A 15,338-nucleotide genomic window follows, 5' to 3' on the forward strand; every position below is an offset into this window, starting at 1 on the left:
AGTTTCTTTATCTATAGTTAATGAAAAACACTCTTAGCGTACAAACAATGTGGTTGCTAAGTGTATAGAAAGGAGAGGAGAGTAATGTAATGCGCATGAAATAAAAGCATATTTTTGATATTAAAATTATACAGTGTATATTTATGATTTTAATTTAGAAAATATGAAAGATAAGTGTGCAATAGGGTATGTATTTATGGCTTCAAGTTTAGATGGTTTTGTTGCGAGACAAGACAACTCATTAGACTGGTTAATGAAATATGGCATAGATGAAAATGATAACAGTTTTGAGAAGTTTACTGAAAATATGGATGTATTAGTAATGGGAAGTGGTACGTATAAAACCGTACTTGGTTTTGACCAATGGCCATATAAGATGCCTGTATATGTTATGAGTAGAGCATTAACCCAAGAAAATGTTCCTGAATCATTACAAAATAGTGTAACAATTAATTCATTAGATCCTAAAGAACTAATGCAATTTCTTTATAGGGAAGGTCTTAGAAGAGTATATGTAGATGGTGGTAAATTGGTACAATCATTTATTAGTAATGGATTAGTTAGTGAAATCACACTAACACAAATCCCAATTCTCTTAGGAAAGGGAAAACGATTGTTTGGTGAAATAGAAAGTGATATGGATTTAGAATTAATTCATTCTAAACAAATGAAGTTTGGCTTTGTACAAAACCACTATCGAGTATTAAATGAATAGAGATGGCAAATAAAGTATTAGGCAGACCTACAAACGATAAATTAATATTATCAAAGGATGATATTCTAAAAGAAGCACTTAAGATTCTTGATAAACAAGGAGAAAGTGGGCTATCGTTTAGAAAATTGGCAAAAGCATTTGATGTTACTGCTATGGCTTTAAAACATCACGTTGGCTCACGTCAAGAGATAATTAAAAGCCTTATTGAAATTGTTTATAAGGATGTGAATGATATTTCTAAAACTAACGATTCTAAAGAGGCAATAAGAGAATTATTAGGAAACTATTGTGATTGTGTTTTTGAACATCCTAATGTCTCAAAATTATTGTTATCAGATCATTCATTAATTAATCAGGAATTAATTGACCTTACCAATTCTATTAGAAAATATGCTATTTCATTAATGAAAGATGAAAACGAAGGTATTCTGTTTGCTGATGTGATTGTAGACTATACTCATGGTTTTGCCTTGGCAGCAGCATCCCAAAATGAAAAAACAGATTTAGGAATATTAACCATAAATGACTTTTATAAAGGAATAGATTGGATCCTTAGAAGAGTTTAATAAAACACTATAATTTATCTAGCATGAAAAAACAAATACTATTTCTACTGTTTATAAATTCATTTTTAGGATTAAACGCTCAAAGCGATAATGATATGTTAATCAATCAAACATTTATTTCTATGATTGGATCTGTATGTGAAGAAACTCCTGATGATAATCCTTGTGCAGGTTTAGAGATTTTTTTAATTCTAAATTTTAATGAAGACAATGTTTCAGTAATAGAAAAAGAGGTTTCTAGCTGTGGTATAGACAACATAATTTCTACATTAGATTACAAGTGGAAATTAACCGAGAATTATGAAATTAAAATACATAATGATCCAAAAGAAATAGAATATGATTTTTTAAAAAATCTAGTAATTAAAGTGGAAAACGGAAAAGTTACTGGGTATACAAAAAGAGGAAATAAAATAACTGATAAAATTGAATTTAAGAAAATTAATATCAAATGAAAAAACATTGCTTAATAAGAATTATGGTAAAAAAAGTCTTTCTTTTAGCAATAATGTTTATGTCCAATATCTTAATAGGATATGCTCAAAATAACAATGCTATAAGAGCGAGTTTGAAATTATTACAAACTCCGACAGAATTCCAATTTTCAATGAATAATAATGGGTTTTCAAAACTTGCAACTCCACAGTTTTATTCAGCAAACGGGCATACCGATGTGTTTACTATTAATCCCAGGAACATACATTTTGTAGATTTTAATAATGATGGGAACAAAGACATTATTTATCAAGATACGCAGCATTATCTAGCAACAACCCTATTTGTAAATAAGAACAATGATTTTACAGAAATGTGGAGTGGTCCTGGGAAATTAGTGGAAGTTAAACAAGGAGAAGAAACTACTATTTATGTACTAAAAAATGCTATAGGCTGTGATTACTCTTCACGATTAATAGAGCTTATTGTTCATAACGACAACACTATTACTCAAAGCTCGATAGCCTATCATTACAATACAACAATTAGGGGAGTGAATGCGGTATTAAAACAGAAAAAAATATCAGGAATATTAAGAACACAACCTATTTTAGATAACAAAGATAAAGTAGATCCATGTAGTGGAGATTTGATAAATGGCAATCAATTAAAAACGATAGAAAACAAAATAGTAACGATTATTAAAAAACAAAAAAACTGGTTATTAGTAATATATAAAGAGAAAGACAACAGTAGTATAGGTTGGATTATAAATTAATTTAACTACACGGTAAGGGCTTAACTTGCAGTAGTATAAGTGGCGAAAAATAATTATCAAATTATAAATGCTTCCAATTTTCTACGCATTTATTGTTTTATGAAAAAAATCTACTCTATTCTTAAGTGCTTTAAGCCGTTCTCTAGTAATATTAAATTCTTGGTCATCAATCAATCTAACAATATACTTTTCATTTTCCCAAAATGAATACTCTTTAAAAAAAGCAAGATTAATTATTGTTGACCTGTTAATGCTAATGAAGTTCTGATCCAATTCTTTTTCAAGAGTTTTTAGGTTTTTATTAATCAGATATTTGTTAGAATTAGATGTTACATAATACTTTCTTCCTTCTCTAGTAATTGATGAAATTACTTTACTACTAATAATCTTTTGGCCAATTTCAGATTTTACTGTTAAAGAAATTATTGCAAATTTTTCTTTAGACATGGCATTTTTCGATTTACTGATTGCATTTAAAACAGCAACAGTTAACAATAAAGTACAAATGACAATTATAGGCAATAAATAAGATAGGTAAAGATTCTTATTTAAGAAGAAGTAGGATTCAAAATAACTTACCTGTTTTTTTTGCAAAACATAGTAATGATATAAAAAGCGAATTCCAACAGAAAAAGGTGAAGTAAAAAAATAAGCGATAAAGAATAAAGGCAGAAATTTCAGAAAGTAAAAGCTAATACCTTTAAAATTTAATTGTAGTGTATGTATTTTGAATATAGATGTATATCTAACTATTAGTAAAGATATAATACTCGTTGTAATGAGTTCAATTAAATATTGATCGATAAAGACAAACTGTAATAAATTAGAAAAGCTAAAATCATCACGTTTATACCAATCAATATTTGAAGGATGCAAATAATAAATACCTACTATAAGAATTATAGAAATTAAAGTTATCACAGCTATTACTTCCCATTTTCTAATAGGAACATAGGAGATTATTATTTTTTTTGCCATTGATTCAACTACAAATAATTCATTTAATTACCATTACAAGCTTTCGTATAGCGTGTAGAGATTAGTATTACCCCTTTTTCAAACTACAAATTATATGATTCGAGCATGCCTTTCAAATATATCAATTTTACTTATATAGTTTTGAGATCAAAATCATCAACAATGAATTTATCACATTATTTTTATTTGTATCCGTCTTATGCATTGGCTTTAACCCTTTGGTTTATAAGTTATAGGTATTTGGGAGTTTTTAAAACTCAAAATGCAATATCCAACTCTACAATTACATTTAGAAAACCTTGGCTTGAATTTATTTATGTAATATTGGCTATAGGGGTATGCATATTGATAGGGCAATTATACATTAGCGGTCTTTTGATAAATAAAATAGAAGGAATAGAGTTTATAACAGAAAGTATAAACCATCTATTAATTTTTAGCCCGTTTGGATTATTGTTACTAATTAGAAAACAATCTTTACTAACCGTATGGTTTCCAGAAGAAGGTAAGCTTCGAAGTATTTTTGTAGGATTTGTTATAGCAATTTTGGCATTGTTACTTTTTTTTATGCTAAAAGGAATTCCGCTAAAAGATGGATATGCTTCAATTTATTCTTATAAAAATCTCCACCTATTTATACAAGTCTTTGCTGAGGATTTTGCGATCTCTATGATGGCTGTGAGATTAATTTCTTGGATTGGTGTGCGTTATACTATTATTATAGTGGCCACTTTGTTTGCTGCAGGACATATTCCGGCAATGATAACTGAAGGTGTCGAATTAAATAAGTTCTTAGGATTGATTTTTGATGCTGGATTGGGAATTATGCTACTAGGAGCTATCAGTAAATCTAAAAACTTCCTTTGGTTTTGGATGGTTCACGGTGCTATGGATATGACTCAATTTTTAAACTAAATACACAATTATAAGCTCTACAATAGTTTGTTAACAGTTGCATAAGAAATAGCTTCATAAATATTGGCAACTCCTAGCTTTTCAAAAAGTTTTTTTCTGTGAAATTTTACAGTGTCTGGAGAAATATAAATTTTTTCTGAAATTTCATTTATTGCATAGCCTCTAATAGAGTATTGTAGTATTTCTTTTTCTCTCGTAGAGAGTTCAATCTTTTTCAAATTTTTCCAACAATCGGTCTTTAAATCATAAGCAATTTTTTTTGTGCCGTCTTTTTTAGTAATGATAATGTTACCCGAATTTTGCTGTGTAGACAGCGATACAAAACAAATTGCCTTCCATATTTTGCCGCTTTCTGTTAAAAATAAAGGAGTCAATTTTTGGTTGATTAAAATGATTTTGCCCTCTTCATTTTTTAAATGAAAATCATACGATATACTATATTCTTTTCGCTCTTCAAGAGGTATTTTTTCATAAAAATCAAAACCAATGGTGTTTATTTTTAACAGTAATTCCAAATCTTTTTCGGGTACATATTTAAAATAAAAATCATACCCCATTTCTTTAACTTCTATAGCAGAATTACCACATAAAAACAATGGGTTGTCTGACACATATTCAAATCCTTTTGTTTCATAATCAATTACATAAACGCTATTATGTGTAGTTCTTGTAAAAGCTTCTATGGCTTCGAGATAATTTGCCGTTTGATCGACATCCTTATCTGTAAGATTTCCAACTGTATTTTTAAAAGAAAAAAAAGAATTAGTGTCTGCCATAAATATTTAAATAAATCCTATTGACAAATATAAGTTTTTAAAAACTACCCTAGAGTGTAGTTATAAATTCCTAAATAAATACTATACAAATAGTGCTTCTTTTGGAAACTACTCTTGAGTGTAGTTTAAGAACATACAGATACACTTAGTTTTGGCAGTAGAAAACAAATTTAATAACATGGGGGAATTGGTATACTAACTTGTTGTGCAATTTGGGAAAAGCATTGTGAAAAAGCGTCAATTTCGAGTGTTTTGTCGTAATGACCTCTTCAAGATGATATGAAGACAAAATGTATCAAGAGTAGCTTTTTTTAATCAACAATCCTATTCTAGATACACCATTCGTACCCCAACGGTACTCGAATTGACGAATTTTGGTTAAAAAATTTCTAAATGCACAACGAGTTATACTACTTCTTTTACATTCTAACTAAACAATAATCATGAAAAAAATACTTTTGTACTAAATGTGTTCATGTTTCTTCAATTGTCTATACAAGAAAACTTAAGTACTACTCAATGGCAAGAAGATCTTCGTTTTATTCAAAACACCCTACATAAAGACTATTCGTTTTTTTTTGTAAAAACAACAAAACAAGATTTTGACACCGAAGTATAATCTGTATGGAATGATATAGATAGAATTGTAATAATCGTCTATAAAATTAGAAAGACCGTCTATATAATTACAAATATTTACCTTGTTTAGCTTACCTTAGTTTTTTATCAAAATGGTATGCAGAAAGGTTATTCAAAAATAGTATTGCACAGTTTTTTATGGCTGGTTGTATTTATCTATCCAATAGCTTCATTGCAGCATATTCCAAATGGACAATATCTTATTAATAGAAATTGGCTATCTATTTCAAGTATTTTTTTTGTTTTTTACATCAATTATTTTGTGTTAGTAGATCAGTTTTTTTTTAAAAGTAAAAAGGTATTATTTTATATTTTAAATATTTTTTTGATTGTTATACTCTATGTTTTATTAAAAAAACTATTACAATTAAATGTATTTCATCCAACAATTAATGGAGAATTAATACGTGAGGTAAGAAGCGGTGCTATGACTACGGTCCAATTAATGCTACCTATAATCTTAAGTATTGGTATGTGTGTTGGCTTAAAAGTAAATTCAAGATTTAATAAAAACAGATTATTATTACAACAAGTAAAACAAACGCAATTAGATACTGAAATTAAGTATTTGAAGTATCAAGTTCAGCCACACTTTCTCTTTAATACCTTAAATAATATTTATGCATTAATTGATAGTTCTCCTTTTTTGGCTAAAGAGTCAATACACACCTTAAGTAAACTGATGCGGTATCTATTACACGAAGCATCAATCAATAAAGTTCCTATTGTAAAAGAAATAGAATTTCTAGAACGTTATATAGATTTAATGCAGTTGCGAGTATCTGCTAATCTAACGTTAAAAAAGAATTTTCCTATAATTAATCAACCTATACAAATTGCTCCATTACTTTTGATTTCTTTTGTAGAAAATGCTTTTAAACATGGTATAGATGCTATACAACCAAGTTTTATTTACATTAACTTAAAAATAGAAAATGATTGTATTAATTATTCTGTTACTAATTCTTCTTTTCCCGAAAAAGAAAAAGTTACCGATTCTGGAATAGGATTAGAGAACTTAAAAAAACGATTAGAATTATTATATCCTAACAAGTTTGAATTCACCACCAGGGAGGAAAACAACGAATATATTGCAACATTAATACTTAATTTTAAAAAATGATACTTTCTTGTATTTTGATTGATGACGAACCTTTAGCTCTTAATTTATTAGAAGGTTATGTGAAATCTACACCTTTTTTAAAATTGATTGCTAAATGCAATAGCGCTATTGCAGCAATGGAAATTATAGAACATGAATCGGTTGATTTGATTTTTACTGACATACAAATGCCTAATCTATCTGGTATTGAATTCTCTAAACTACTTTTAAACAAAAACACTAAAGTTATTTTTACGACGGCATTTGAAGAATTTGCACTCGAAAGTTATAAAGTTAATGCTATTGATTACTTAGTAAAACCAATTAGTTATCCTGAGTTTTTCTCTGCTGCGAATAAGGCAAAACAGTCAATGCTTAACAACTCGAATCAAACAAACTATATAGATGATTATATTTTTGTAAAGTCAGATTACAAGCTAATTAAGATAAATTTAAAAGACTTAATTTATGTTGAAGGTTTAAAAGATTATTTAAAACTTTATACAGTCAATTCTGAAAAGCCAATCCTCACTTTAAAAAGCATGAAATCTTTAGCAGAAGAGTTGTCTAAAAAAAGCTTTATGCGTGTACATCGTTCTTTTCTTGTTAATTTAAAGATGATAACGACTATAGAACGCAATCGTATTGTATTTGGAGATAAATACATTCCAGTTTCAGAAAAATACAGAAAAGAATTTCAAAGATTTATTAATACCGATTTTACATAATAGATAAAATTCTCCCGTTTGTCTAGAATTGTATCGTATCTATCTATTTCATTTTAACAAGTCCTTACGTTTAATCAATTTTGATGTATTCATATAAAACTATATATCAATGATTAAAGTAATTACATTTTTAATAATTTGTTTTGTATCAAGTTTACAAGCACAAACAATAAATGACAAGATAGAGGAAATGATGCAAAAGCATGTTGAGCTTGATCAATTTTCCGGAACTGTTTTACTGGCAAAAGAAGGCAAAGTTTTATACCAGAAAGCTTTTGGCGATGCAAATAAAAGCTATCAAATAAAAAACAATATAGATACAAAGTTTAATATTGCTTCAATGGGAAAAATGTTTACTGGCATTTCCATTATGCAATTAGAAGAACGAGGGAAATTAAATATTAATGATCCGGTTGTAAAATACCTGAAAGACTTTCCTTTTGGCAATAAAATAACAATTCACCATTTGTTATCACATACCTCTGGTTTAAGTAATTACATGGGGCACACTGTGTATAGAGCAAATAGAGGGAAGCGTTACATAATCAATGATATAATACCTTTTATTTACGAACAGAAATTAGAGTTTGATACTCCTGGAAAAAAATTTGCATATTCTAATTCTGGAATGGTTGTGCTAGGTGCAATTATTGAAAAAATTTCAGGACAATCTTATTCAGACTTTATTACTCAAAATATTTTTATTCCTGCTAAAATGAATAATACAGAAATGAGATTTTGGGATGATGTTGTAGAAAATAGAGCATTAGGTTATTTAAAATCGATATCTGGTAAATTCACAAATACAATATATACAAATAGTTCACCACAATCTGATGGCGGAATTTTATCTACAGTTAAAGATATGTTGAAGTTTGACCAAGCATTATACACTTCACTTCTAATTAATGAAAATTCTAAAAAGAAATTATTTACCAATGTTATACCAAAAGTAACTTACGGTTTGGCATTTCAAGTAGAAAATAAAAATAATAATAGGGTAGTAGGTCATGGTGGAGGATTACCAGGGTTTTCATCATATTTTTCAAGATATTTAGATGACAAATACACTATAATTGCTCTATCTAACTACGATATGATATCTAGAAACATTGTATACTATATAGAAGATATCTTATATAATAAAAAATACCAATTACCAAAAGATAGATTACGCTTTTTTATTTACAGCAACAAAGCTAAAGTTAACAATTTCAACGATTTAAAAGATATTGAGAACTTTGTAAAAATACACAACTATTCTCTTAATCATCCACAACGCTTAAATCTTATTGCATATGAGTTTATGAGAGAAAAAGATACTGAATTTGCTATAAAATTATTTAAGCTAAATGTGCATTTATTTCCGGATGAAGCAAACATGTATGATAGTTTAGGTGAAGCTTACGAAAACAATAAACAATTTGATTTAGCTCTAAAAAACTACGAAAAAGCGGTAGAAGTAGCTAAAAAGCAATCTCATAGGCTGCTAAATTCTTTTACGGCTAACCTAAATCGATTTAAAGAAAAGTTGCAATAAAATTAAATGCATGAAAGATAATATAAAAGAAAACAACCAACTTAGTTTTCTCTTTGACCTAACTACCTACATAGCAATTATGTTTTTAATTAGAGAGACCTTTATCCCTAACACACACTATTTAGTTACAGGTTTTTTATATTCTGGCACCACTTTACTAGTAGCTACTTGGCAAATGAAAAGGCAACGAGTTACTTGGAAATCTTTAGGATTGATAAGACCTAAAAACATTACTAAAACATTTGTAAATGCAGGAATAATATTCATTATAATAATTGCTACACTACTCGTTTTTAATCTAATACAAGATTCGTTTTTGGTTGTAAAAGAAAGTAGTGCAGCAGTAAAAGGAACCAATACAGGTTATTCACTTAGTAATGGAGATTATGGTTATTTTTTTTCTGTTATTCTTTTTGTGTGGCTACAATCTGCATTTGAAGAATTACTAGAAAGAGGTTTCTTAATTACATGGATAGAAGGTTTGTTTTCAAATTTAAAATTTAGGACTACAATAGCGATTATAGTACAAGCTTGTATTTGGGGTTTTAGACACTCGTATGATATTTCTGAACGTTCTTTATCAGTAGCACTAATCGGAATTATTATGGGGATTGCTTATGTGAAACTCAATAGAAATTTATGGCCTGTGATCATAGCTCATTGTGCTATGAATACTATGTCTATGATATAAATGATTGTCTATGTATTTCCTCTACAATTTGTTTAAAAATTTTCTAACGAAATGATTCTTAAAAAATAATAACGGAACATTTTCTAATGAATAGTAAGATTTTAGTTTTACTATTTATTTTGATTCATAAACCTAATGAGTTCCTCTGCAAATTTATCTGCTTCACTAAGCATGGGAGCATGTCCAGATCTTTCAAAGATGATTAGTTCTTTTATATCAGAACCTAAGTTATCATAGGCCTCTTGTGCAAATGTTGCAGGTACTACTATATCATATTTACCCCAAAGTATTAATGATGGTATTTTAATTTCAGAAAGCCTGTTTGTATAAGATAAATTTTCCCAAAGACCTTGGTTTGTTAATATAGATATCGTATTTCCCCTGTTCCAAAACGTAGTAATAAAGTTATAATTAAAAAATGTATCGCTATCATTTTCTACCTTATTAATTACATTATCGGCAACAAGTCTTCTTTCTGCTTTAAATGCTCTATTATTCATATCAAAAAAATGATCTTGACGATATTCTGTAGTAACATTATTTGCCAAGTCAATAGTACCTTCCCAAAAACTAATATTATTCCCTAGTTCAATTTGTTCGGCAGCCACTTTCTTAAAAGTTGAGATGTATTCAGAATACATTCCGCTGGGGTTATGGAGACCATCAACAGCAATCCACCCTAAAAATTCATTCTGATCTTTCAATACTGTAGCTGTTCCTAATGTACCTCCCCAACTATGTCCCATTAAGAAAAAACGAGAATCATTTCCATATTTGCGTTTCATTACTTTTACCAAGGCCAAAACATCTTCTGCCATAATGTCCACGCTTATCCCATTTTCAGAATAATTCCCTTGAGACATTCCAGAACCTCGTTGGTCAAAATAAACAACTGCATATTCTTTTTCAATTTTATTTTTAAAAGTGCCAAAGCGATAGCTCAACCCTGTATCTCCCGGGCCTCCGTGTAATATAATCAGAAATACTTTTTTAGTACCGTTTCCATGAATATAAGCTGGCATATCTGCATTCTTATGACGTACAAAGATTGTATCGCTCAAATTGCCTAAATCGTCATCATTTGAGCACGAAAGGACACTTAAAATGGTTGCTATGACAAGTACTGTTCTCAATTTTTCAAATATTACGTTTTTCATTGTTTTCTCTTTTTAAAATTAAAACGATATCCATACTGTAAAGAAATAGACGGTAGTGTTGTTGCATTATAACGAGTTCTTAACATTAGGTTTAAATTAAAGTAACTCCCGCTTCGTTTTTTACCTTTTCGTAGTTTGCCTAATCCAATAGAAATAGAAGGAGCATAATAACCACGACCTGGCAGAAATACTTTATTTACATTATCACCTTTTACTTCGTACGTTTCTGGTAGAAAAGAACGATAATATCCTAATGGATTTAATGCAATACTAATTTGTTTTCCTTTGGTATTTGTTCTTCTCCAGATAAGCCCGTAATTAGTGAAAACTCCTGTATCTGTTTTGGTAGCAAAATTGGTAGTAATACCAAGGTTTCCATCAAATAAAAATTGATGTGTAATCCTTTTTTGCCCACGCTTTCTTTCTTTAATTTTAACCTTTTCTTTCCATAGGTATTCTGCTCCAAAATTTAATCCGTTATTCCAAATTATATTACCAGAATAGCCTATTTTAAACTCTGTTTTATCCAAAAAAGAAGTAGTACTCTCCATTTTATTTTGAGCATGGCTAGTAATAACAAATAAACATAGGATGACCAAAATGTATTTTTCCATTTTTTGCGTTTAAGATTTAAATCAAATCAACAGAAAAAGAAGCTTCAGGAAATAATATTTTGATAAACGTTGAATAACTAATGATGACCGTCAAAAATTAGGCTAACACAATTAAATTATGCTTTCCTTTGTTTAAAATATTCAAAATGAATACATCCAAAATAGCACTAGTAGCAGGACACATATTGTTCTGGTTATTAAATTATTGGTTTGTTACTCTTGGATCCGAATTTAATTGGAATGGTTTTACGTACACTAATGGTAGTTTAGCATATGCCTATGCGTATGGACTATTTTTTAATGCCTTATTATTTTATATACAAGTCTTCTGGTTGTTTCCAAAAATTTATGTGCGCAATAAAAAGATGAAATTCTATATGATTTCTATTTCTACAATCGTTGTAATTTCTCTTATAGAGACCTATTTTGATATGATACTTCTTGGGACATACGGTGTTAATAATGAACCAATAATTGGAAGTTTCAACGCTAATACCATATTTCACATCCTATACAGTATTGCTGGCTTCTACTACATCCTTAAATATGAACACAAAAAAACCAAAAAAATAAATCAAAACCTTTTAGAAGAAACCTACAAAACCGAATTAAAATATCTAAAAGCACAATTGAATCCTCACTTTTTATTTAATGGAATAAATAGTGTTTACCATTTAATTGGTAAAAACGATGCTTTGGCCAAACAAACTTTGCTACAGTTTTCAGGACTATTGCGGTATCAGTTATATGAAAGTGGAACCCATATTTCCTTAGAAAAAGAATTAGATTATGTGTTAAAATACATCAAAATTGAAGAGACTCGTAGAGGATCAGATATTCATTTAGAGTATGATATACAATTTGAGAATTCTAATAAAAAAATAGCCCCTTTGTTGTTGATTCCATTTATAGAGAATGCCTTTAAACATTGTAGTAATCATATGGATAGCAGCACCAATACAATCCATATTAAAATTGAAGAAGCAGGGGGGAAGCTTCACTTAGATGTTACAAACAGTTATGATCAGTTAAGTAATGAAAATGTAGCGGGAGGCATTGGATTAACTAATGTACAAAAACGATTATCGTTATTATACCCAAATACACATCAGCTAAAAATCAATAAGGAAAAGATCCATTTTATTGTGGATTTATCTATTCGTTTATAATATTCAAAAATGAAACAACTCAATGCTTTAATTATAGATGATGAGCCCATAGCTAGAGAGGGTATTGCAGACTATTGTAAAGAGATTTTATTTTTAAATGTTGTTGGACTATGTAAGAATGTGTTGCAGGCAAATCATTATCTAGAAAGTAATCAAGTCGATTTAATTTTCTTAGATATTAATATGCCTATAGTATCAGGTATTGATTGGTTAAAAGGCTTAAAAAACTCTCCCTCGATCATTATGACCACTGCATACGAAGCGTATGCTTTGGAAAGTTTTACGTATAACGTTTTGGATTATTTAGTAAAGCCGATTTCATTTGAGCGTTTTTTGCAGGCCGTTAATAAAGTAAACAATTATTACCTGCATAAAACTGAAAATGAAGTACTGTTTTTAAAAAGTGAAAAACAGCTTAAAAAGATAAATGTAAATGATATTCTATTTGCAGAAGCTATGCAAAATTATATCAAAGTTGTAACAGTTACAGAGATCATAATTACACATATGTCTTTAAAAAGTTTTAAAGATCAATTACCAGAAGATAATTTTATTCAAACACATAAATCATATATAGTATCAAAATACAAAATAGATAAAATTATAGAGAATCAAATTATTATTGGAAAACATACGATTCCAATAAGTGTGCGTTTAAAAAAAACGGTTTTAAGCAGTCTCAAAATTTAGTTTTGTGATATACGCTACCCATATTTTTACGCTATCAATTCTTAATTGACTTGATAATCTCTTTATAGGAGGCACCAATCGGGATTTCCATACCGCCAAGTAAAACAACATCTTTTGCAGTTAAGGAAGCAATTTTTCTGGTGTTAATAATATAGGAACGATGAACCCTCAAAAAATTGGGAGGTAACCTTTCAACAAAAGAGCTTATTTTATCTTTTGTAATTATGATGTCGTTTGCAGTGTGTATTCTCACATAGTCTTTAATGCTGTCAATAAATAGAATATCGCTAAACTCTATTCTAATCATCCTTTTGTTTGAATTAACAAAGATGTGATCTAATGTCTTATCCATCTCTGATGATTCTTGGGAGGTAGATGGGGGCGTTGTATTCAATGCCTTGTATTTATTGATAGATTTATAAAACCGAATAAAAGATATGGGCTTTAATAAATAATCAATGATATCCAATTCATAACCTTCCAAAGCATATTCTCTGTAGGCTGTGGTTAGTATAACTTTGGGTTGTATGTTTGTGTTTTTTATAAAATCGATACCAGTAACTACAGGCATTTGGATATCCAGAAACAAGAGGTCAATAGTAGTATTTTGAAGAAAATGTCCAGCAGTTATGGGGTTGTCAAATGTTGCTACAAGTTCAAGGTCTGGTATTTCCAATATGTGTTTTTCAAGTACCCTAATGGCTAGTGGCTCATCATCTACGACCATACATTTGATTGCCATATTATTGTAAATTAATCGTTAATACTACCTGAAAATCATTGTCTGTTTTGGTGCTTTTCAGGTCATAGTTATTTTTATAGTTCAGTTCTAATTGTCTTTGTGCATTAGAAAATCCAATTCCAGAATTTGATTCATTTTTCGTATCGTATTGTCTGTTTTCTGGTAGTGTATTAAAAACTTTAAAGCATAGTTGATCTTGGTTTGTGGTTAATTCAATTTGAATTACCGAATCTTTGAGATTATTACTCGCACCGTGTTTAAAGGCGTTTTCGATAAATGATATCAGGATTAAAGGGGCTATCATTACATTGGGAGAATGAAGATGGTATGTAAAGTTCAATGTTAATTTATTGCCATAGCGTAGCGATTCCAAATCTATGTAATCCTGTATAAAAGCAATTTCTTTTTTTAATGGAACTTCAGCATCTTTACATCGATAAAGCATATAATCTAGCATATCTGATAGTTTTAAAACAACCTCAGGAGCTTTTTCAGATCGATCTAATGTTAATGAATACAAATTATTTAATGTATTGAACAAAAAATGCGGATTTGTTTGCGCTTTTAAAAACTTAAGCTCAGTATTCGCTTTTTCTTTTTGTAAAACTTCCAGTTGATGACGTTCTTCAAAACGGTCCTTAACTATCTTAGTCATTAGCATTAAAAAAACGAATACATAGACCGATGGAAAATGAACAACTGCCAAGTGAAATGGGTCTGCTAATATGTCTATGAAGCTTTCCTCCTTGTAATATTTAGGGATAAAAAATTTAGTCAAGTACATACTTGAAAGCTTTGAAATAACTAAAAACACATATACAGATATCAAAAAAGAGAATCCAAACTTAAGATACTTCTTTTTAAATAGAAGTTTGGGTACCTGGTAATAGACTAAAAAATAACTTGCTAATAATTGGGCAGGTAAAAAACTCAAACTAGAGTTTACAGTCTTTTCAACGCTTCCATCATTTAATGCAGCCAATATGGGTAAACTTATAAACAATAAAAACCAAAATATGAGGTGTGAAACAACTCTATTCTGAATGATCCAATCGATCAAGTTCTTTCTTTTGACCATAGCGTATAAATATATAAAATATGGA

The 15,338-nt window shown here is 29.2% G+C and carries 18 protein-coding genes; 12 read left to right on the plus strand and 6 right to left on the minus strand.

Features of this window, described 5'->3' with window-relative positions; genetic code table 11:
* Positions 1 to 163: 163 nt before the first annotated feature.
* Genes DG435_RS01405 through DG435_RS01420 form a run of 4 tightly spaced genes read left to right on the plus strand, consistent with a single transcriptional unit; the run spans position 164 to position 2,494 of the window.
* Complete coding sequence (locus DG435_RS01405) at positions 164 to 715, plus strand: dihydrofolate reductase family protein (RefSeq protein ID WP_106795035.1); 552 nt, start codon at positions 164 to 166, stop codon at positions 713 to 715.
* Between the two features lie 2 nt (positions 716 to 717).
* Positions 718 to 1,281: a TetR/AcrR family transcriptional regulator gene (locus DG435_RS01410; protein ID WP_106795031.1), complete on the plus strand. Its 564-nt coding sequence runs from the start codon at positions 718 to 720 to the stop codon at positions 1,279 to 1,281.
* A 23-nt stretch (positions 1,282 to 1,304) separates the two neighbouring features.
* Entirely contained in the window at positions 1,305 to 1,736 is a 432-nt protein-coding gene (locus DG435_RS01415) for a hypothetical protein (protein WP_106795032.1), read from the plus strand.
* A gap of 59 nt (positions 1,737 to 1,795) precedes the next feature.
* Entirely contained in the window at positions 1,796 to 2,494 is a 699-nt protein-coding gene (locus tag DG435_RS01420) for a hypothetical protein (protein ID WP_159025798.1), read from the plus strand.
* A gap of 81 nt (positions 2,495 to 2,575) precedes the next feature.
* Here DG435_RS01420 and DG435_RS01425 read toward each other — a convergent pair whose 3' ends face one another.
* Positions 2,576 to 3,472: a LytTR family DNA-binding domain-containing protein gene (locus DG435_RS01425; protein WP_108840546.1), complete on the minus strand. Its 897-nt coding sequence runs from the start codon at positions 3,470 to 3,472 to the stop codon at positions 2,576 to 2,578.
* 162 nt (positions 3,473 to 3,634) lie between these two features.
* Between DG435_RS01425 and DG435_RS01430 the strand changes: the two genes are divergently transcribed.
* On the plus strand, positions 3,635 to 4,387 hold the full coding sequence (locus tag DG435_RS01430) for a hypothetical protein (protein ID WP_106795152.1): 753 nt from the start codon (positions 3,635 to 3,637) through the stop codon (positions 4,385 to 4,387).
* A gap of 17 nt (positions 4,388 to 4,404) precedes the next feature.
* Here the strand turns inward: DG435_RS01430 and DG435_RS01435 are convergent, their stop codons facing one another.
* A complete protein-coding gene (locus DG435_RS01435) occupies positions 4,405 to 5,163 on the minus strand; it encodes a helix-turn-helix transcriptional regulator (protein WP_106795153.1) in 759 nt (252 codons plus the stop codon).
* 475 nt (positions 5,164 to 5,638) lie between these two features.
* On the opposite strand from DG435_RS01435, the gene DG435_RS25390 reads away from it, so the two are divergent.
* The 5 genes from DG435_RS25390 to DG435_RS01455 all read left to right on the plus strand — a co-directional run bounded on the left by DG435_RS25390 (position 5,639) and on the right by DG435_RS01455 (position 9,863).
* Complete coding sequence (locus tag DG435_RS25390) at positions 5,639 to 5,782, plus strand: hypothetical protein (protein ID WP_159025822.1); 144 nt, start codon at positions 5,639 to 5,641, stop codon at positions 5,780 to 5,782.
* Between the two features lie 345 nt (positions 5,783 to 6,127).
* Complete coding sequence (locus DG435_RS01440) at positions 6,128 to 6,925, plus strand: sensor histidine kinase (RefSeq protein ID WP_159025823.1); 798 nt, start codon at positions 6,128 to 6,130, stop codon at positions 6,923 to 6,925.
* Complete coding sequence (locus tag DG435_RS01445; RefSeq protein ID WP_106795155.1) at positions 6,922 to 7,632, plus strand: LytTR family DNA-binding domain-containing protein; 711 nt, start codon at positions 6,922 to 6,924, stop codon at positions 7,630 to 7,632. The genes DG435_RS01440 and DG435_RS01445 overlap by 4 nt, the downstream gene beginning before the upstream one ends.
* Before the next feature lie 109 nt (positions 7,633 to 7,741).
* Entirely contained in the window at positions 7,742 to 9,172 is a 1,431-nt protein-coding gene (locus tag DG435_RS01450; protein WP_106795186.1) for a serine hydrolase, read from the plus strand.
* Positions 9,173 to 9,182: 10 nt separating this feature from the next.
* A complete protein-coding gene (locus DG435_RS01455) occupies positions 9,183 to 9,863 on the plus strand; it encodes a CPBP family intramembrane glutamic endopeptidase (RefSeq protein WP_106795185.1) in 681 nt (226 codons plus the stop codon).
* Between the two features lie 110 nt (positions 9,864 to 9,973).
* Here DG435_RS01455 and DG435_RS01460 read toward each other — a convergent pair whose 3' ends face one another.
* Entirely contained in the window at positions 9,974 to 11,020 is a 1,047-nt protein-coding gene (locus DG435_RS01460) for an alpha/beta fold hydrolase (protein ID WP_106795184.1), read from the minus strand.
* Positions 11,017 to 11,634: a hypothetical protein gene (locus DG435_RS01465; protein WP_108840547.1), complete on the minus strand. Its 618-nt coding sequence runs from the start codon at positions 11,632 to 11,634 to the stop codon at positions 11,017 to 11,019. Before DG435_RS01465 ends, DG435_RS01460 begins: the two co-directional genes overlap by 4 nt.
* 146 nt (positions 11,635 to 11,780) lie before the next feature.
* Between DG435_RS01465 and DG435_RS01470 the strand changes: the two genes are divergently transcribed.
* Together DG435_RS01470 and DG435_RS01475 are read left to right on the plus strand one after the other, a co-directional pair.
* Complete coding sequence (locus DG435_RS01470) at positions 11,781 to 12,803, plus strand: sensor histidine kinase (protein WP_108840548.1); 1,023 nt, start codon at positions 11,781 to 11,783, stop codon at positions 12,801 to 12,803.
* A 9-nt stretch (positions 12,804 to 12,812) separates the two neighbouring features.
* Complete coding sequence (locus DG435_RS01475; RefSeq protein WP_106794241.1) at positions 12,813 to 13,493, plus strand: LytTR family DNA-binding domain-containing protein; 681 nt, start codon at positions 12,813 to 12,815, stop codon at positions 13,491 to 13,493.
* Between the two features lie 34 nt (positions 13,494 to 13,527).
* Here DG435_RS01475 and DG435_RS01480 read toward each other — a convergent pair whose 3' ends face one another.
* Positions 13,528 to 14,235, minus strand: coding sequence for a LytTR family DNA-binding domain-containing protein (locus DG435_RS01480; RefSeq protein WP_106794240.1), 708 nt, complete (start codon positions 14,233 to 14,235; stop codon positions 13,528 to 13,530).
* Position 14,236: 1 nt separating this feature from the next.
* Positions 14,237 to 15,313 (minus strand): sensor histidine kinase, encoded by a 1,077-nt coding sequence (locus tag DG435_RS01485; RefSeq protein ID WP_106794239.1) that lies wholly within the window; start codon positions 15,311 to 15,313, stop codon positions 14,237 to 14,239.
* Between the last annotated feature and the right edge of the window lie 25 nt (positions 15,314 to 15,338).

The sequence above is a fragment of the Aquimarina sp. Aq78 genome (assembly GCF_900299525.1).
Classification (GTDB): domain Bacteria; phylum Bacteroidota; class Bacteroidia; order Flavobacteriales; family Flavobacteriaceae; genus Aquimarina.

Bases quoted from the DNA above. Each gene is read 5' to 3' on its own strand.
- DG435_RS01405 (WP_106795035.1), top strand. From the start codon at position 164: ATGAAAGATAAGTGTGCAATAGGGTATGTATTTATGGCTTCAAGTTTA.
- DG435_RS01410 (WP_106795031.1), top strand. From the start codon at position 718: ATGGCAAATAAAGTATTAGGCAGACCTACAAACGATAAATTAATATTA.
- DG435_RS01415 (WP_106795032.1), top strand. From the start codon at position 1,305: ATGAAAAAACAAATACTATTTCTACTGTTTATAAATTCATTTTTAGGA.
- DG435_RS01420 (WP_159025798.1), top strand. From the start codon at position 1,796: ATGTCCAATATCTTAATAGGATATGCTCAAAATAACAATGCTATAAGA.
- DG435_RS01425 (WP_108840546.1), bottom strand. From the start codon at position 3,472: ATGGCAAAAAAAATAATAATCTCCTATGTTCCTATTAGAAAATGGGAA.
- DG435_RS01430 (WP_106795152.1), top strand. From the start codon at position 3,635: ATGAATTTATCACATTATTTTTATTTGTATCCGTCTTATGCATTGGCT.
- DG435_RS01435 (WP_106795153.1), bottom strand. From the start codon at position 5,163: ATGGCAGACACTAATTCTTTTTTTTCTTTTAAAAATACAGTTGGAAAT.
- DG435_RS25390 (WP_159025822.1), top strand. From the start codon at position 5,639: ATGTTTCTTCAATTGTCTATACAAGAAAACTTAAGTACTACTCAATGG.
- DG435_RS01445 (WP_106795155.1), top strand. From the start codon at position 6,922: ATGATACTTTCTTGTATTTTGATTGATGACGAACCTTTAGCTCTTAAT.
- DG435_RS01450 (WP_106795186.1), top strand. From the start codon at position 7,742: ATGATTAAAGTAATTACATTTTTAATAATTTGTTTTGTATCAAGTTTA.
- DG435_RS01455 (WP_106795185.1), top strand. From the start codon at position 9,183: ATGAAAGATAATATAAAAGAAAACAACCAACTTAGTTTTCTCTTTGAC.
- DG435_RS01460 (WP_106795184.1), bottom strand. From the start codon at position 11,020: ATGAAAAACGTAATATTTGAAAAATTGAGAACAGTACTTGTCATAGCA.
- DG435_RS01465 (WP_108840547.1), bottom strand. From the start codon at position 11,634: ATGGAAAAATACATTTTGGTCATCCTATGTTTATTTGTTATTACTAGC.
- DG435_RS01470 (WP_108840548.1), top strand. From the start codon at position 11,781: ATGAATACATCCAAAATAGCACTAGTAGCAGGACACATATTGTTCTGG.
- DG435_RS01475 (WP_106794241.1), top strand. From the start codon at position 12,813: ATGAAACAACTCAATGCTTTAATTATAGATGATGAGCCCATAGCTAGA.
- DG435_RS01480 (WP_106794240.1), bottom strand. From the start codon at position 14,235: ATGGCAATCAAATGTATGGTCGTAGATGATGAGCCACTAGCCATTAGG.
- DG435_RS01485 (WP_106794239.1), bottom strand. From the start codon at position 15,313: ATGGTCAAAAGAAAGAACTTGATCGATTGGATCATTCAGAATAGAGTT.